This window comes from Enterobacter cloacae complex sp. IR5428, from assembly GCF_049238585.1.
GTDB lineage: Bacteria > Pseudomonadota > Gammaproteobacteria > Enterobacterales > Enterobacteriaceae > Enterobacter > Enterobacter intestinihominis.
In genome coordinates, this window is record NZ_JBMKHV010000003.1 from 187,824 (window position 1) to 204,893 (window position 17,070).

Below are 17,070 nucleotides of genomic sequence, written 5' to 3' on the forward strand. Positions count from 1 at the left end.
GCCTGAATGTTTCCCTTTGGTGTGCCCGTGGCTCAAAACTCCGTATTTCTTCCTGAACAATTCCTCGCACAGATGCGCGAGGCGCTTCCTGCTCATCTCTCTTTCGACGATTTCGTCGCCGCCTGCCAGCGCCCTTTGCGTCGAAGTATTCGCGTCAATACGCTGAAAATCAGCGTCGGAGCGTTTCTGGATCTCGTCTCCTCCTACGGCTGGCAGCTGACGCCGGTGCCGTGGTGTGAGGAAGGGTTCTGGATCGAGCGGGATGACGAGGAGAGCCTGCCGCTCGGCAGCACCGCCGAGCACCTGAGCGGGCTGTTTTATATTCAGGAAGCCAGCTCCATGCTGCCGGTTGCCGCGCTGTTTGCCGACGGAAACCAGCCTGAGCGGGTGATGGATGTCGCGGCGGCGCCGGGCTCTAAAACCACGCAAATTGCCGCCCGGATGAACAACCGCGGCGCGATCCTCGCCAACGAATTTTCCGCCAGCCGCGTCAAAGTCCTGCACGCCAATATCAGCCGCTGCGGGATCCACAACGTCGCGTTAACACACTTCGACGGTCGCGTGTTTGGCGCTGCCTTGCCGGAAGCTTTTGATGCCATCCTGCTCGACGCGCCCTGCTCCGGCGAAGGCGTAGTGCGTAAAGATCCTGATGCGTTAAAAAACTGGTCCGTTGAAAGCAACCTGGAGATCGCCGCCACGCAGCGTGAACTGATCGACAGTGCGTTTCATGCCCTGCGCCCCGGTGGAACGCTGGTTTACTCCACCTGCACGCTGAATCGCGATGAAAACGAGGACGTCTGCCTGTGGCTCAGGCAACGCTATGCGGATGCCGTCGAGTTTCTGCCGCTGGACACCCTCTTCGATTCGGCCAGTCACGCGGCCACCCCTGAAGGCTTCCTGCACGTCTTCCCGCAGATTTACGATTGCGAGGGGTTCTTTGTCGCACGACTGCGTAAAACCCGCGCCGTCGATCAGCTGCCTGTCCCTAAGTTTAAGGTCGGCAACTTCCCGTTCGCGCCGGTCAAAGGCCGTGAGGCGGCACAGGCGCAAGCGGCTGCCAGCAAAGTGGGACTGCACTGGGATGAGAGCCTGCGCCTCTGGATGCGTGACAAAGAGCTGTGGCTGTTCCCGGTCAACATCGAACCGCTGATTGGTAAGGTGCGTTTCTCCCGCCTCGGTATTCGCCTGGCGGAGATCCACAACAAAGGCTATCGCTGGCAGCACGAAGCGGTCATTGCGCTGGCCGGCAATGAGAACTCCTTCGCCCTGACGCATCATGAAGCGGAAGAGTGGTATCGCGGTCGTGACGTTTACCCGGAAGACGGCCCGTCACAGGATGAAGTCATTGTGACGTATCAGGGCTATCCGCTCGGGCTGGCGAAAAAAGTCGGCTCGCGGCTGAAAAACAGCTATCCGCGTGAACTGGTACGCGATGGTCGCCTGTTTACCGGTAACAGCCGCACTGACTGAAAAAACGCATTTTTTTACTGGCGATTTCGCTCTCCTTGTCTAGGATCAAAAATGGATGACTGCACTGGTCATACCAGATTTTGGGCAACAAACCGGAGAGCATTATGACGAAAACCAGCGTACGCATTGGCGCTTTTGAAATCGACGACGCTGAATTGCGCGGCGAAGCACAAGGTGAACGAACGTTAAGTATTCCCTGCAAATCCGATCCGGATTTGTGCATGCAACTGGACGCCTGGGATGCAGATACCAGCGTCCCGGCGATCCTTGATGGGGAACATTCCGTTCTGTACCGTGAACATTACGACAGTAAAACCGATGCCTGGGTCTTGCGTCTTGCATAACCCAAAGAGAACCCGCCCGAAGGCGGGTTATTTATTACTGAAGCTGCGCCAGCGTCAGAACGCCCCCGAACACCGCTCCCGTATCAATGTAGTGCAGATTGTTGAAATCGTAGCGCTTGTCCACAGGCGTATGTCCGAACCAGAAGTGATCCGCACCGCTAATGCCCTGCCCTCTACCCACCATAAAGCCCATTAACCGGTCGCGATCCCACAGCACCCGCTGGGCATCTACCGGCTTATGCCAGGCATATTCGGCGGCGGGATAATCCGCATGAGCAATCACGTTCAGACCGTTTTTGCAGGTTATTTCAATAACGTGCGGTAAGTCCCGACACGCGTCGAGTAAATCCTTCGCCTGCTTTTGTTGAGCGACCGTAAGCCCGGTAAACCAGTTACCGCCATTTATCTTCCAGAGACTAAAATCATTATTTTCAAGCGCATCTAACGCCATTTGCTCGTGATTACCGCGTACCGCATAAAACCACTTTTCCTGCATCAGCTGTAAACATTTCATGCTGTCGGGACCGCGGTCGATAATATCCCCCACCGAGATAAGCAGATCCGCAGCAGGATTAAAATGCCGTCGTTTCAGCTCATCCATAAGCCACTGATAGCAACCATGAATATCGCTGACAACCCAGACATGACGCCAGTGTTCTCCCTCTATTTTCTGATACATAACGCCTCCTGTAAGAAGTATAGCTGCCACAGAAAATGTCATGAGCCGACGATGGATATCGCGAATCCAAACAAACCATAAACCAGCCGGAAATAAAGATCGCTGCGCTATTAATCCCTTATTCCCTGACCTTTAAAATAGTGCGGAATAAAAAGAGGGATTTTCACGTGTCAAACATACACCTGCAAAACGATGTTTTTTATCCGCATCGCACAAATATTATTTCTGAACTGGTGAGAGGGAAACGCGTTCCCGGCCCAATCTGGCACAAACGTGATTACCGGTTAAAGTTCCTTCTGCGCTCGCTTTTATTCTGGTCCTCCACCCATCGCATGCTGGAGGCGCTATCCGGGCGCGATGATTTCGACAGGCTGATCACCTCTCAAATTACCTTGCCGAGCAAAACTCACCGCCAGTATCTGATGCGTGGCCTGAACTCAAACGACCGGGCCGATGCTATCGTCAGCCACTATCAGTGGATTGATAGTCTGAAAAATACCGCCCTCGCCCACGCGCTGACCAATCCGCAAGAGGTGCCGGTTGTCCGGTTCGAGGCAAAAAACGGCGAAATCTATACCGTCCACGCCTCGTCCGCAGGTAAGGCTGAACGTGAAGGCGAAAGCACGCTTTGGCTGCATGACAATGACAACACGCTGCTTGCCAGCCTGACGTTCTGTGTCGCACGCAGTAACGGCCGTATGGTGCTGGTGATCGGCGGCCTCCAGGGTCCACGTCGTCATGTTTCACGGGAGGTGATTAAGCAGGCTACCCGTGCCTGCCATGGGCTTTTCCCGAAACGCGTGCTGATGGAGGTGATCTTCCAGCTTGCCTCACGCTCGAACATCAGCGCGATTTTTGCCGTCAGCGATGAAGGCCATGTTTTCCGCGCGCTGCGCTACCGTCTGAGCAAAGGGCGTCATTTTCACGCCAGCTACGACGAGTTCTGGGAAGGCCTGAACGGAAAGAAACTCTCCCCCTTCTGCTGGCAGTTGCCGCTCCAGATGGAGCGTAAAGCACTGGAGGAGATTGCCAGCAAAAAACGCGCCGAATACCGTCGCCGCTTTAAGTTACTTGATGATATTGCGGCTTCCGTACATGCGCGCATTGATCCCGCACTCGTCTCAGGCAAAACACAAACAAAAATTTAACAAAACAGCCAAAAAGGACTGGACTTACGCCTGCCGGGTTGTGGTATGTTTGAAGCAGGCGCACAGGAAGTGAACCTTCTGCTGAGTCGAAAACCGGATTTTATCGTTTATTTTCATGCAGATAAAAAGAGACCGAATACGATTCCTGTATTCGGTCCAGGGAAATGGCTCTTGGGAGAGAGCCGTGCGCTAAAAGTTGGCATTAATGCAGGCTCAATCGCCTTGCCCTTTAAGAATAGATGACGACGTCAGGTTTTCCAGTCCACAGTAAAAGTGGTCTGAAAAAAAGCGTCAGAACATCACTAAATGTGAAAAACCGCAGAGCTTTTACAAGCACCTGCGGTTTTTTTTTACTGGAAACCTGACGGCTAGCAGAGCTTTTTAGCGCGCTCAATAAACGGTGCCAGACTCTTCTTCTGCCCGGGGTTTGCCAGGTCATCCACCTGGATCACGCTGACAGGCTGTCCGTTACTTTTCCCGCTGGCAACCTGCTGCTCCGCTACGTCATTTAACGGATACTGCACGAGCGTACTGGGATTGATGACATACAGCGCGTTACCGGGACGGCAGGTGAGCATGACCTCTTCACGATTAAATGCCCAGTTGTCCTTACCCACTTCAAACCGGCTGACGGTGATGACCTGCGGCGCGGCCAGCGCACTGCTGGCACAGGTGAGAAGTAAAAGAGAAAGCAGTGTCTTTTTCATAAGTTATTAAACCTTGTCAGAAGGGTTCCCAGGTCGCGAACAGGCTGACGGCCGCCAGTACCAGCGCGCCCAGCACCACTTCTGCCTGTGTCATCCTGATAAAAATCTGTTGTTCCCGCCCGGCATCAGGGCGAAAGCGTGGCACAAGAAAATACCGATTCGCCAGCGCAATTGCCACCATCATGATGACCAGCGCACATTTGAACAACAACAGCCGTACATAAGGCGCTTCCCACGGCACGTCTAAGCCCACAATAAAGAGCGTATTGATTATCCCGGTCAGCAGCACGCCCGCCACGGCATAATGCCCCACGCGGGAGAAGCGCATCATGGTAAAGATAGCGGCTGGCTGCCAGCGGCCTTTCGCCAGCCGCATACAGAACAGCAGCGGCAGTAGACCGCCCACCCAGGTGGCGGCGCAGAGCAGGTGAAGCGCATGGTTCAGACGATGCAACGCACCCGGCGCGCCACTGTTCATCGCGGCATGTCCCACGCCCGCCAGCAGCACCAGTTGCCCCATCGCGAGCAGTAACAGCCGTGAGCCCTTTTGCGGGGTAAGCCATGCAGCGCCCGCGGTCACAGCGGCCAGCACCATTTGCCACAGCCAGACGCCACCAAACTGCGTGCCCAGCACGCTGCGCCAGACCGCCGGGCGAATGACATCACCCCAGCCGTTACCCATTAACCCACTTTGCAGGCCGAACATCAGCAGAGCAGCCATCAGGCTGATTAAGGCCGCGATATTCTGCTGGCGCTGGAAACGCTGCGTCATGAGGCGCTGCAACGAAGACGGTGCAAACCAGACACTGTATAGCGCGTTGCCGAAAAGTAGTATCAGCGCAACAAAATGGATAAAGCGAAACGCTACGTAGCTCAGGGCCAGCATACTATTTCACGCTAAAGTGATAGCTGCCCTTGGTTTTGTGGCCGTCCACGGAGACCACATGCCAGTCCACCGTATAGGTGCCGGTCGTCAACGGTTTCTCAAGAGGAACAATCAGCTTTGCGTTATCCTTCTCGTCACGCTTCACCCCGCCGGTCTGGATTTTGTGCTGCTGCGCGTCCGTCACCACGACGCCGCTGAAGGCAGGTTCAATGCCTTCCGAGAAATTCAGGGTAATGACATCGGGTGCCGTCGCGACGGTATTTTCCTGCGGGGATTGTTGCTTAAGGTGCGCATGGGCCAGAGCTGATGGCGCGATTGCCGAAGAGAGCAGAAACACCAGCGCACACGCGACGCGGGAAGGGGTAAAGTGCATCACAATCATTCCTTTTCGTTATGCCTGAATGCTAAAGAATAACTCTGTATAATTAACGAGTCGAGGAACATCCTTTGCTCCCTTGTCATCGTTTAACAATCGCGGTAACGTTGCCGCCGCAGAAAAAGGAGAAGGAAATGAACGTTAACCTGGCCGCCCTTCCTCAGGACGAGATGGACAAAGTGAATGTCGATCTCGCCGCCGCGGGGGTCGCATTCAAAGAGCGTTACAACATGCCCGTCGTGGCTGAAGTGGTAGAGCGTGAACAACCCGCGCATCTGCGCGACTGGTTCCGCGAACGTCTTATTGCGCATCGCCTCGCCTCCGTTAATCTCTCGCGCCTGCCGTACGAACCTAAAGTTAAATAAGCTTAACGTCCCGTTACACTTCCTTACGCGTTATGTGGCAGGATAAGAAAACCCTGATAAATTTAGGTGTAATCTTAAAATCCCAGCGACTTAGTGTATAAGGAAGTCACGATGTCACGATGGACTATTGCCGCGGCTCAGTATGCTCCGCGGCACAACTGTGTTGATGAGCACGTAAAACATCACCTGCACTTTATTGCCGAGGCTGCCTCGCATGGGTGCGATTTAGTCGTCTTTCCGGAGCTTTCGCTTACCGGCCCTGGCGGAACAACCTTACCCCCACCCCCCGACGATTTGCAGCTTGCCCCCCTCCTTCACGCGGCGCAGTCACGTTTCATCACGGTGATTGCCGGTATTACTCTCCAGCAACAGAAAGGACTCGCGCTTTTCACCCCTAACCTGTCGACCATCCGGCGTTATCCCCAGGGTAACGGTGCGGGTGTTATTCCTGGCAATAAACGGTTAACCATCGTTGATAATCAGGCTGACGCCCCGGAACTGGACCCAGAGGCAACGCTGTTCACCAGCAGCCTGGCGGTGGGTGAGCAACGCTGGCGGCAATCCATCAGTTCGTTACAACGCTTCGCGCATAAGTACGCCATCGCGGTATTAATGGCGAACGCGCGCAGCGGTAGCGCGTTATGGGATGAAAAAGGTCAGCTGATCGTGCGTGCCGATAAGGGAGAGTTGCTGTTAACCGGTTCTTTGGGCCGACAGGGTTGGCAAGGGGATATCATTCCATTAGGCTAGGCATTTTAGGATCAGGAGCGATCAATGCTGCGCGTTATCGATACCGAAACCTGCGATTTGCAGGGTGGAATTGTGGAAGTCGCCTCTGTCGACGTGGTTGACGGAAAGATAGTCAATCCAATGAGCCACCTGGTGCGCCCGGACCGTCCTATCAGTGCGCAGGCGATGGCAATTCATCGCATTACGGAATCGATGGTGGCGGATAAGCCGTGGATTGAAGAGATCATCCCTCTTTACCACGGTAGCCAGTGGTATGTCGCCCATAACGCCAGCTTTGACCGCCGCGTGCTGCCGGAGATGCCCGGTGAATGGATTTGCACCATGAAGCTGGCGCGCCGTCTGTGGCCGGGGATCAAATACAGCAATATGGCGCTGTATAAGTCGCGCAAACTAAGCGTGCGGACGCCGGAAGGGCTGCATCATCACCGCGCCCTCTATGACTGCTACATCACCGCAGCGCTCCTGATTGATATCATGAATACTTCCGGCTGGACGCCGGACGATATGGCGACCATTACCGGCCGCCCCGCCCTACTGACCACCTTCACGTTCGGTAAATATCGTGGAAAACCGGTATCGGAAGTGGCGGACAACGATCCGGGCTATCTGCGCTGGCTGTACAACAACCTCGACAGAATGAGCCCGGAACTGCGCCTGACGCTGAAGCATTATTTAGGCGAAGCCTGAGTTCCCGCGCGGCCTGGCAGCGTATCCTGCGCCAGGCCAATCAAAAAGGCGTACTCCAGCGCCACCCCTTCATAGGATTTAAATCGCCCTGATTTCCCTCCGTGCCCCGAGTCCATATCGGTACACAGCAGCAGCAGATTATCGTCAGTTTTTAGCTCACGCAGCTTCGCCACCCATTTCGCGGGCTCCCAGTACTGCACCTGGGAATCGTGCAGGCCGGTGGTCACCAGCATATGCGGATAGGCTTTCGCCTCGACGTTATCGTACGGGCTGTACTCTCTCATGTAGCGGTAATAGGTTTCATCCTGCGGGTTCCCCCACTCCTCAAACTCCCCGGTGGTCAGCGGAATGGTTTCGTCCAGCATGGTCGTCACCACGTCCACAAACGGCACCTGAGCGATAACGCCTTTAAACAGTTCAGGCCGCTGGTTTACCACGGCTCCCATTAACATGCCTCCGGCGCTGCCCCCCATGCCAAAGCAGAGTTGCGGATCGCCATAACCCTGCGCGATCAGCGCATCGCAGACATCAAGGTAGTCATTGAAGGTATTTTTCTTTTTGAGAAATTTTCCGTCTTCATACCAGTGCTGACCCAGCTCGCCGCCGCCGCGAATATGGGCAATCGCATAAACAAAACCGCGGTCGAGCAGGCTCAGCCTGCTGCTGCTGAAATCGGCGTCCATGCTGGATCCGTAGGAGCCGTAACCGTAGATGAGGATGGGGTTTTTACCTTTGTTGAAGTGATCCTTGTGGTAGACGAGAGACACGGGGACTTCAACGCCGTCGCGCGCGGTCACCCACAGGTGTTCACTGCGATAATTTTCCGACTCAAATCCCCGGACCTCCGCCTGTTTAATCACCTGACGCTGCCCGGTGTCCATATCCAGCTCAAACAACGTGTCCGGGGTAGTCATTGACGAATAGCCGTACCGCAGGCGGGACGATTCCGGTTCCGGGTTAAAGCCGATCCACGTCACGTAAGCCGGGTCATCGAACGCAATGCCCACCACTTCGCGGGTTTTGCGGTTGATTTGGCGGATACTGGTCAGTCCGCGCTGACGCTCTTCCACCACCAGCCAGTCGGTAAACAGGGTGAACCCCTCCAGCATCACCTGATCGCGCGCAGGAATTAACACTTCCCACTTCCGTTCATCGCGCACTTTGGTTTTATAAAGGCCAAAGTTTTTGCCCTCGCGGTTCGAACGCAGGTAAAAGCTGTGCTGGAAGTGATCCAGACTGTACTCATGATCTTTACGGCGCGGCAGGAAGCATAACGGCTGGGCATCCGGCAGTTCGGCATCCAGCAGCAGCACCTCAGAGGTGGTGGCGCTGGCAAGGAAGATAATCACGTAGTGGCGAGACGAGGTTTTATGCAGGCTGACGTAGAACGTCTCGTCTTTTTCTTCATACACAAGCTCATCATCGGCGGAATCGGTCCCCACCGTATGACGCCAGACCTGATAAGGTAGCAGCGTTGAGGCATGCTTTTTAACGTAGTAGACCGTTTCTGAATCGTTACCCCAGACGAAATCGGGGGAGACATTATCCAGCATTTCGGGATACCAGTTTCCCGTTTCAAGATTGCGGAAACGCAAACCGTACTGGCGGCGGGAGAGGTAATCCTCAGCCAGCGCCATAATGGCGTTATCGGGGGAAATGGACATGCCGCCCAGCGTATAAAACTCACTGTGGGCAGCACGTTTGTTAGCATCCAGCAGGATCTCCCATTCGTCCCACTCGGCGCTTAGCACAGACTGGCGCTGGTAGATGGGATATTCGTTTCCCGGCTCATAAATATGGCGATAGCGATAACCGTTTTTGCACCACGGGGCAGAGACATCACGCTGGGGGATACGCTGCACCATTTCGTTCAGGAGCTGATCCTGAAGCGCCTGCTGGCTGGCCATGACCTGGCGGCCATAGTCGTTTTCCTCGTGCAGATAGTCGAGCACCTCTGGCCGGGAACGGGAATCGTCCCGCAGCCAGTAGTAGTTATCGATACGCGTATCGCCATGCGTGGTGATCGCATAAGGAGTACGTCGGGCTTTTGGAGGCATGGCATTCTTACTTTTTCGTTTTACATCCTATAAGGTTGGCAAAACACGCGTATGATGCAAGCGAAACATGGCCTTCTAGCCCGCGAGGGTCTGCTTCTGCTGCTGAATATCCTGCTCAATTCCCTCACGAACGTCCTGTGGGATCTTCAGCGCATCACCCAGGGCGTTCAGGTAGCTGCGCTCCATAAAGTGATCGATATCGATGGCAGCACAGCTCAGAAAATAGAGTTCCAGCGCCTCTTCTTCGTTTTTCACACTTTGCGCCAGCCGCTGCGGATCGAGCGGCTGTTCGATGGCCTGCGCCACCAGCGCCCTGCCCTGCTCCTCAACGCCCGCTTCCCGCATCTGCTGTTCAATTGCGGCACGTTCACTGGCATCAATATGCCCGTCGCTCTTGGCTGCAAAGACCAGGGCGAGGATCAGGCGCTCGGTGCGTAAATCTAACGGCGATACCTGCTTCCCGTACTGCGGTTCATCCTGATGCGCGTTGCGCACCTTGTCTTTGTATTTGTTCCATAAGACGGAGCCTGCAATAGCCCCTCCGCCCGCCAGCAGCGCGCCGGTACCGTATTTGGTAAGCAGTTTCCGCGATGATTTATTGGCAACCAGCAAACCGGCCAGCCCGCCGAGCGCACCCGGCACAAGCAGCTTGCTCAGACCCTGCTCGCCGGACGACGAGCCTTTTTGTCCCAACAGGGATTGCAGTTGATTCATCCAGCCTGACATATTTTTCCTCACGTAACAGTGCGTAACCTTCACAGCCTAAGCGAGCGGGTGTCAGGAAATGTCTGTCAGTGCTAAAGAAGCGCAAATTTCCCCCGTGTCCAGTTATTGCCATACAAGACATACGCAAACGTTTTCGTTTATACTGCCCGCATCTTTTTCAGGGGGATTTTTATGACTCATTTAGGAACCGCGCTGCGTCCTGCCGCGACGCGCGTTATGCTGTTGGGATCGGGTGAACTGGGTAAAGAAGTGGCCATTGAATGCCAGCGTTTGGGTGTGGAAGTGATTGCGGTGGACCGTTACGCGAATGCGCCCGCCATGCACGTCGCGCATCGCTCTTACGTCATCGATATGCTTGACGGTAATGCCCTGCGGGCGTTAATTGCCGACGAAAAACCGGATTTCGTGGTACCTGAAATTGAGGCCATTGCCACTGAGATGTTGGTTGCCCTTGAACAGGAAGGCCAGCGCGTGGTGCCCTGTGCCACAGCGGCAAAACTGACCATGAACCGGGAAGGCATTCGTCGCCTGGCGGCAGAAGAATTACAGCTCCCGACCTCCAGCTACCGTTTTGCCGGGGATAAAGCTGCGTTTCTCCAGGCCGTAGAGGAGATTGGCTACCCGTGCATCATTAAGCCGGTAATGAGCTCCTCCGGCAAAGGGCAGAGCTTTATCCGCGACAGCAGCACGCTGGACAAAGCCTGGGACTATGCCCAGCAGGGCGGCCGTGCCGGTGCCGGGCGCGTCATCGTAGAAGGCGTGGTGAAGTTTGATTTTGAAATTACCCTGCTCACCGTCAGCGCCGTGGACGGTGTTTATTTCTGCGACCCGATTGGTCATCGCCAGGAAGACGGCGATTATCGCGAATCCTGGCAGCCGCAGCGAATGAGCGCGCTGGCGCTGGCACGCGCGCAGGAGATCGCCCGCAAAACGGTGCTGGCGCTGGGCGGCTACGGCCTGTTCGGCGTGGAATTGTTTGTTTGCGGCGACGAGGTGATCTTCAGCGAAGTCTCCCCTCGCCCGCACGATACCGGGATGGTCACGCTGATTTCGCAGGATCTCTCTGAGTTCGCGCTGCACGTACGTGCTTTCCTCGGCCTGCCGGTTGGCGGCATCCGTCAGTACGGCCCGGCAGCCTCGGCGGTGATCCTGCCGCAACTGACCAGCCAGAATGTCACCTTTGATAACGTCGAAGGTGCGGTAGGCGCAGGCTTGCAGGTTCGGCTGTTCGGCAAACCGGAGATCGACGGAAGCCGTCGTCTGGGCGTGGCATTAGCGACCGGGGAAAACGTGGACGAAGCCGTCGCGAGAGCGAAAAAAGCGGCCACTGCGGTGAAAGTGACAGGGTAAATAACTAAAGGCTGGTCAAGTAAGCGACCAGCCACATAGCATGATTAACGTTGTTTCGTTTCTATCGTTTCCATTCGTATTCCATGTCCTCGTAGGCTTCATTCGTTTTCGAGATGAAAACAAAACTACCGAGGCCTATAAAAATAACGAAGGGAATGATTATGCTCGCAATCAGTTCCCAGATTGCTGGCGGATCGTTTTGCGCCAGGAAACTGATACGATAGGCAATGAGGGATAACACGCAGAATAAAGCCGCCATCCCCGCAGGATAAAGGGGATTACTCCAGTTACACCAGGTAAGTTTTTTTGGGATAGCTGTCTTCATGGAGGAAAGCGCAGTAATACAAAATTTGTTTTTGTCTGAATATGCTACCAGTTGCTCCCCCTGGGCATATTTTACCGCATCCGCCGCAAATGCCAGAGCCAGCCACCGATACCCGGCACTCTTTGCGCCCAGAGAGGCATCGATATCCAGCCGTTCCACCATGAGCGCTTTTTTGTCCAGTGCCTGCATTAATGGATATTTTTCAATACGGGACAGCCCGGTATACCAGAGATTTTTCGGCGTAAGTACCGAACCCGTCTCAAGGAAGACCGCCATTTTGTCCTCTACATCGGTCACATCAGACATAGGCTGATATAAATATACCGGTTTTTCGCCCTCCTCCCGGACATAATGACTGGTCAGCAGGAATGCACATGCATTTTCCATGCTCTTTGATTCGCCGCTTTCTTCATGTAAATGAACGATAACAATCAGCCGGTTTTCAACTCTGTAATCAGATAAGTTCATCCATTGGCTAACGATCGCGTAGTCAGGGCATTCTGTGCTGTACTCAATTTTACACGTGCTGGCCGTTTCAATACCCAACCGCTCCAGAGTGCGTCTCAGTTCATCAATGCAGGATCCACTCCCTCCACGAACCCAGACAACGGTTTCAAAAATACGGTAGTTATAGCCCTTCAATTTTTCTGCCATCGGGTCCAGTAAGCGGTAAAACATCTGTTCATTCCTGGTCTGGTCGAAGCGATCTTCCAGCTGAATGTTAACCGGCGTTTTCGGTGCCAGCGGAAATTCGCCTTCCAGTTTCAACATATTCAGCGCGGGTTGCTCCAGGGGGGTTATTGAAGACCATGCTGCGATAGCCATATTTTTCCGCGCATACGCCTTTAAATTAATCTCCTGCTCTTTTGCTATGAATTTTCGGGTTTCAGCATAATGAATGTTGGCGTCATGAAATATGAAACTTGTAAAAACTAACAACGACACAACACAGATGGGCAGAATAACTGAAGGCACAAAAAAGAGGGCCGTAACGTGTTCCTGTTCAGGCCAGGTTAGAGCCCGGATCGCGAGGCCCATTGCGACGGCTATCACATAGAGGAAAACAATCATGACGACTGGCACAGTGGAATCCGGGTCTGGCTGTTTTTTGTATATAGGGGATCCCAGAAAGTACGGCGCGATAGTGTTCAGCACGGCTGCCGCGGATAATCATCGCAGTTATCACAAACCCGGACTTAAACCCGTCAGGTACAGGCCCTGCAGGATAAACATTATGCCTGGCTGAAGCTCGGGATCGCTGGTTGTCGCCCCCAGAACACTCTGTCCGTTCAACAGACGTTCATAACGCAGACGAGCGTAAAATGCGGCGGTTTCCGCCTCTTCACCGTGAAAATCCCCCGCAGCAAGATAGTGATCGGCATAGTGATAGTGTTGGCCTGTCGTTACACCTTCGGGAATATCGCTCGTTTTAATGGTCTTATCCGTCTGCGGCGATTGCGGGTCACGGTAGTTATAGGTGCGAACCAACACATTTTTTGGGATCAGGCCGTGCTGCTCCTCCAGATCGGTGATGTATTCGTTATAACTGGTCATGCCTGAATGTCGGACATAAGGCATCTGTTTGTCGCTGAAGTTGTAACGACGCGCAGAATCCCCAAAAATAACGACGGTTTCCGTTTTCACTTTGTTGTGATTCTCAAAACGGAACCAGATCCCTATCTCTGCCAGCAGCCGACGGATGAACCGCAAATCGGTTTCTTTCCACTGAATGATCATTTCCCGTCGTGGATAGCTGTGGCTCAGTTGCTCAAAATCAATGTTGTAGCCGTCAAAGTGACCACTGTCCTTCATCAGCTTTGTAACGAGCTCCGGGACTGTCATGTTCATGTAAACCGCAGAACGGTAATTTTGATCCAGCAGCGCCAGCTCATGCTCCAGCACGCATTCATACAGTGCTTCGTCACCTGAAGACATCAGCCGGGAAAATTGGGTGATCGTGCCATTAATCTGGCGAACCGGCAGCCAGGAGGTTTGCCCATGCCATGAGGCTTCCAGATTGGGTGCACGCAGAATAAACTCAGCCCTTTGATTAAGAACAGCATTAATGGCAATGTTTTGATCCGGACTGGTAAAGCGAATGGTATAGCGATAAGGCTCGCTTAATATCTCTTTTCCTGTAAAAGAATGAACATCAGAAATAACATTTTTGCTACACGGGAAATACAATAAATATCTGTTTAACGTGTCCCACCGTTGAGCCACCTCAGATTCCCCTGACATTATTATCTATCCTTTTAACAAACATTCCGTTTATTAAAAACAATACACCTATCGTTCTCCTATTAAAATACCCAACCTCAAGTTGAATTGACTCAAAGGAAGTAATATTATTCACAGAATAAATAAAAAGAGCCCAGGCAATCTCATCACAGATAAATTAAGAATGAATTATTCATCAAATATATAAGTGAGGGATTATTTAATAATGAAGAATGATACGCCTGGGGTTAGGGATATTAAAAATGTTTGTGGGGAGAAGAAGAAGAAGAACTTATACATGCTGGTCACATAAAGTGACCAGCATCAGGCCAGAGGGCCTGCTTTATGCATTGAGCATTTGTTACTGTTTCGCGCCTTCTACCGCTTCGCGAGCCAGTTTAGTAATGCGATCCCAGTCGCCTGCTTCCAGCGCATCCGCCGGAACCAGCCAGGAGCCACCGATGCACAGCACGCTTTTCAGCGCCAGGTAGTCGCGGTAGTTGGCCGGAGAGATGCCACCCGTTGGGCAGAAACGCACCTGGGAGAATGGGCCTGCAATCGCCTGCAACGCTTTGGTGCCGCCGTTCGCTTCAGCCGGGAAGAATTTAAACTCTTTCAGGCCGTAGTCCATGCCCAGCATCAGTTCAGAAACGGTGCTGATACCCGGGATCAGCGGAATAGTACCTTCGGTTGCGGCTTTCAGCAGCGGCTCGGTCAGGCCCGGGCTGATGGCAAACTGTGCGCCCGCTTCGGTCACTTCCGCCAGCTGCTGCGCATTCAGAACCGTACCAGCACCGATGATCGCTTCCGGCACTTCTTTGGCGATAGCGCGAATCGCATCCATCGCACAGGCAGTACGCAGGGTCACTTCCAGAACACGAACGCCACCCGCAACCAGCGCCTTCGCCATTGGGACAGCGTGCTCCAGTTTGTTTACCACAATAACCGGCACGACAGGGCCAGTAGTCAGGATTGCTTCTGCACTTGTTTTCCAGTTTTTCATCAGAGTTTTCTCTCGCCAGATCGTTAAAATCAAGTCGTCTTAAAACGTAATACAGGTTGCGCCCTGCTCCGCACCGGAGAGTTTCTCACGCAACGCACCAAACATCTCGCGTCCGGTACCCACGCGGGATGCGCTCAGGTCAGGAATATATGGCTGACGCGCCGCCAGCTCTGCTTCGTCCACCAGCAGGGTTAACTCGCCTGTCTGACCGTTAACGCGGATCATGTCTCCATCATGGACTTTCGCCAGCAGGCCGCCGTCGTAGGCTTCCGGGGTGACATGAATCGCTGAAGGCACTTTACCGGATGCCCCCGAGAGGCGTCCATCGGTCACCAGCGCAATTTTGAAACGGCGGTCCAATAATACACCAAGCGGCGGCATAAGTTTATGTAATTCTGGCATCCCGTTCGCTTTTGGTCCCTGATGACGCACCACGACTACGCAGTCTTTATCAAGCAGACCCGCGTCGAAGGCAGGTAAAACGTCGTGCTGGCTTTCAAACACCACCGCCGGGGCTTCGATAACCTGATTCTCTTCCGGCACGGCAGAAGTTTTCATTACGGCACGCCCAAGGTTACCGCTCAGCACTTTGGTGCCGCCGTGAGGAGAGAACGGCTGTTCGTAGGTCGCGATAACCTGAGGATCGAGCGAGTTGCTCGCCCCCTCGCGCCAGTCCAGCTCACCGTTGTTCAGCCACGGCTCAAGGGTATAGCGATGCAGGCCAAAGCCCGCCACCGTGTTGACATCCTCATGCAGCAGGCCGCCTTTCAGCAGCTCGCGCATCAGCACCGGCACGCCGCCCGCGGCCTGGAAGTGGTTAATGTCCGCCGGACCGTTCGGGTACAGACGCGCCATCAGCGGTACCACGGAGGAGATCTCGGAGAAGTCATCCCAGTTGATCAGAATGCCCGCCGCGCGCGCCATCGCGACAAGGTGCATGGTATGGTTGGTTGAACCGCCGGTCGCCAGCAGGGCGACAATCCCGTTGACGATGACTTTTTCATCCACCATTTTGCCCATTGGCATCCACTCGTTGCCGTTACCGGTCAGGCGCGTCACCTGACGGGCTGCGGCTTCGGTCAGCGCTTTACGCAGTGGCGCATCCGGCTGGATGAACGACGAGCCCGGTAGCTGCATCCCCATAAACTCCACCACCATCTGGTTGGTGTTAGCCGTACCGTAGAACGTACAGGTGCCCGGCGCGTGATAGGACGCGGCTTCCGCTTCCAACAGCGCCTGACGGTCCGCTTTTCCTTCGGCATACAGCTGGCGGATACGGACTTTTTCCTTGTTTGGCAGACCGCTTGCCATCGGGCCTGACGGCACAAAAATCGCTGGCAGATGGCCAAACGACAGCGCGGCCATCACCAGCCCCGGGACGATTTTGTCGCATACGCCCAGGTAGAGCGCGCCATCAAACATATTGTGAGAGAGGCCCACTGCCGCCGACATGGCGATCACTTCGCGGCTCAACAGAGACAGCTCCATACCGTCCTGTCCCTGAGTCACGCCATCACACATGGCCGGCACGCCGCCTGCAACCTGGCCCACCGCGTTCACGCTGTGCAGCGCATTGCGGATGATAGACGGGTAAACCTCATACGGCTGGTGGGCTGAAAGCATGTCGTTATAGGAAGTAATGATGGCGATATTGTTACGCAGCATGCTTTTCAGCGCGTCTTTATCACCAGGCTGGCAGGCGGCAAAGCCGTGGGCCAGATTCCCGCAGGCCAGCTGTGAGCGATGGACCGTTTCACTCTTCGCCTGTTCGATGCGGGCAAGGTAGGCAGCACGGGTCTCTTTCGAGCGTTCAACGATGCGTTGTGTTACGCGTAACAATGTCGGATTCATAAAAGCTCCTCTAATTTATCTGTCCAGGCTCGGGAGTTTACACAGTTTCTGACGGTTGTTAACAACGCTGAAACGCCTGATATCCGGAGCACAGGGGCAAAATGTCTGAAGGGAGTGTAATAAAAA

At 54.2% G+C, this 17,070-nt stretch carries 18 protein-coding genes; 8 read left to right on the forward strand and 10 right to left on the reverse strand.

Translation table 11 applies throughout. From position 1 onward, the window contains the following. Positions 1–6 precede the first annotated feature (6 nt). The gene (rsmF, locus tag ACOTXC_RS05545) at positions 7–1,470 is read left to right on the forward strand and encodes a 16S rRNA (cytosine(1407)-C(5))-methyltransferase RsmF (protein ID WP_421767471.1); all 1,464 of its coding nucleotides are present in this window, start codon (positions 7–9) and stop codon (positions 1,468–1,470) included. Between the two features lie 104 nt (positions 1,471–1,574). Continuing rightward, entirely contained in the window at positions 1,575–1,814 is a 240-nt protein-coding gene (locus ACOTXC_RS05550; protein ID WP_006811010.1) for a YebV family protein, read from the forward strand. A 34-nt stretch (positions 1,815–1,848) separates the two neighbouring features. Here ACOTXC_RS05550 and pphA read toward each other — a convergent pair whose 3' ends face one another. Next, the gene (pphA, locus tag ACOTXC_RS05555; protein WP_421767472.1) at positions 1,849–2,493 is read right to left on the reverse strand and encodes a protein-serine/threonine phosphatase; all 645 of its coding nucleotides are present in this window, start codon (positions 2,491–2,493) and stop codon (positions 1,849–1,851) included. Between the two features lie 167 nt (positions 2,494–2,660). On the opposite strand from pphA, the gene ACOTXC_RS05560 reads away from it, so the two are divergent. Together ACOTXC_RS05560 and ACOTXC_RS05565 are read left to right on the forward strand one after the other, a co-directional pair. Next, complete coding sequence (locus ACOTXC_RS05560; protein ID WP_252065532.1) at positions 2,661–3,641, forward strand: DUF535 family protein; 981 nt, start codon at positions 2,661–2,663, stop codon at positions 3,639–3,641. Positions 3,642–3,686: 45 nt separating this feature from the next. Beyond that, the gene (locus tag ACOTXC_RS05565) at positions 3,687–3,884 is read left to right on the forward strand and encodes a hypothetical protein (RefSeq protein ID WP_063146318.1); all 198 of its coding nucleotides are present in this window, start codon (positions 3,687–3,689) and stop codon (positions 3,882–3,884) included. Positions 3,885–4,009: 125 nt separating this feature from the next. On the opposite strand, the gene ACOTXC_RS05570 is transcribed toward ACOTXC_RS05565, so the two are convergent. The 3 genes from ACOTXC_RS05570 to yobA are packed head-to-tail and all read right to left on the reverse strand — an operon-like array spanning position 4,010 to position 5,607. Beyond that, positions 4,010–4,348, reverse strand: coding sequence for a YebY family protein (locus tag ACOTXC_RS05570; protein WP_063146317.1), 339 nt, complete (start codon positions 4,346–4,348; stop codon positions 4,010–4,012). A 16-nt stretch (positions 4,349–4,364) separates the two neighbouring features. Then, the gene (copD, locus tag ACOTXC_RS05575; RefSeq protein ID WP_421767473.1) at positions 4,365–5,234 is read right to left on the reverse strand and encodes a copper homeostasis membrane protein CopD; all 870 of its coding nucleotides are present in this window, start codon (positions 5,232–5,234) and stop codon (positions 4,365–4,367) included. Position 5,235: 1 nt separating this feature from the next. Next, on the reverse strand, positions 5,236–5,607 hold the full coding sequence (gene yobA, locus ACOTXC_RS05580) for a CopC domain-containing protein YobA (RefSeq protein WP_058646906.1): 372 nt from the start codon (positions 5,605–5,607) through the stop codon (positions 5,236–5,238). Positions 5,608–5,744: 137 nt separating this feature from the next. On the opposite strand from yobA, the gene ACOTXC_RS05585 reads away from it, so the two are divergent. The 3 genes from ACOTXC_RS05585 to exoX all read left to right on the forward strand — a co-directional run bounded on the left by ACOTXC_RS05585 (position 5,745) and on the right by exoX (position 7,412). Continuing rightward, entirely contained in the window at positions 5,745–5,975 is a 231-nt protein-coding gene (locus ACOTXC_RS05585; RefSeq protein ID WP_003859784.1) for a DNA polymerase III subunit theta, read from the forward strand. 111 nt (positions 5,976–6,086) lie between these two features. Then, positions 6,087–6,725: a nitrilase-related carbon-nitrogen hydrolase gene (locus ACOTXC_RS05590; protein ID WP_023300434.1), complete on the forward strand. Its 639-nt coding sequence runs from the start codon at positions 6,087–6,089 to the stop codon at positions 6,723–6,725. A gap of 24 nt (positions 6,726–6,749) precedes the next feature. Beyond that, the gene (exoX, locus tag ACOTXC_RS05595; protein ID WP_022648468.1) at positions 6,750–7,412 is read left to right on the forward strand and encodes an exodeoxyribonuclease X; all 663 of its coding nucleotides are present in this window, start codon (positions 6,750–6,752) and stop codon (positions 7,410–7,412) included. On the opposite strand, the gene ptrB is transcribed toward exoX, so the two are convergent. Together ptrB and ACOTXC_RS05605 are read right to left on the reverse strand one after the other, a co-directional pair. Then, a complete protein-coding gene (ptrB, locus tag ACOTXC_RS05600; RefSeq protein WP_046619432.1) occupies positions 7,394–9,469 on the reverse strand; it encodes an oligopeptidase B in 2,076 nt (691 codons plus the stop codon). The genes exoX and ptrB overlap by 19 nt on opposite strands. A gap of 75 nt (positions 9,470–9,544) precedes the next feature. Continuing rightward, positions 9,545–10,195, reverse strand: a complete 651-nt coding sequence (locus ACOTXC_RS05605) for a tellurite resistance TerB family protein (RefSeq protein WP_022648470.1) — start codon at positions 10,193–10,195, stop codon at positions 9,545–9,547. A gap of 171 nt (positions 10,196–10,366) precedes the next feature. Between ACOTXC_RS05605 and purT the strand changes: the two genes are divergently transcribed. Then, positions 10,367–11,545, forward strand: a complete 1,179-nt coding sequence (purT, locus tag ACOTXC_RS05610) for a formate-dependent phosphoribosylglycinamide formyltransferase (RefSeq protein WP_421767474.1) — start codon at positions 10,367–10,369, stop codon at positions 11,543–11,545. A 61-nt stretch (positions 11,546–11,606) separates the two neighbouring features. Here the strand turns inward: purT and ACOTXC_RS05615 are convergent, their stop codons facing one another. The 4 genes from ACOTXC_RS05615 to edd all read right to left on the reverse strand — a co-directional run bounded on the left by ACOTXC_RS05615 (position 11,607) and on the right by edd (position 16,944). After that, positions 11,607–12,953, reverse strand: a complete 1,347-nt coding sequence (locus ACOTXC_RS05615) for a hypothetical protein (protein ID WP_421767475.1) — start codon at positions 12,951–12,953, stop codon at positions 11,607–11,609. A gap of 99 nt (positions 12,954–13,052) precedes the next feature. Then, positions 13,053–14,111 carry a type VI secretion system Vgr family protein gene (locus ACOTXC_RS05620; RefSeq protein WP_421767476.1) on the reverse strand — a complete coding sequence of 353 codons (1,059 nt, stop codon included), beginning with the start codon at positions 14,109–14,111 and terminating at the stop codon, positions 13,053–13,055. A gap of 340 nt (positions 14,112–14,451) precedes the next feature. After that, positions 14,452–15,093, reverse strand: a complete 642-nt coding sequence (kdgA, locus tag ACOTXC_RS05625) for a bifunctional 4-hydroxy-2-oxoglutarate aldolase/2-dehydro-3-deoxy-phosphogluconate aldolase (RefSeq protein WP_023300441.1) — start codon at positions 15,091–15,093, stop codon at positions 14,452–14,454. A gap of 39 nt (positions 15,094–15,132) precedes the next feature. After that, complete coding sequence (edd, locus tag ACOTXC_RS05630) at positions 15,133–16,944, reverse strand: phosphogluconate dehydratase (RefSeq protein ID WP_421767477.1); 1,812 nt, start codon at positions 16,942–16,944, stop codon at positions 15,133–15,135. Between the last annotated feature and the right edge of the window lie 126 nt (positions 16,945–17,070).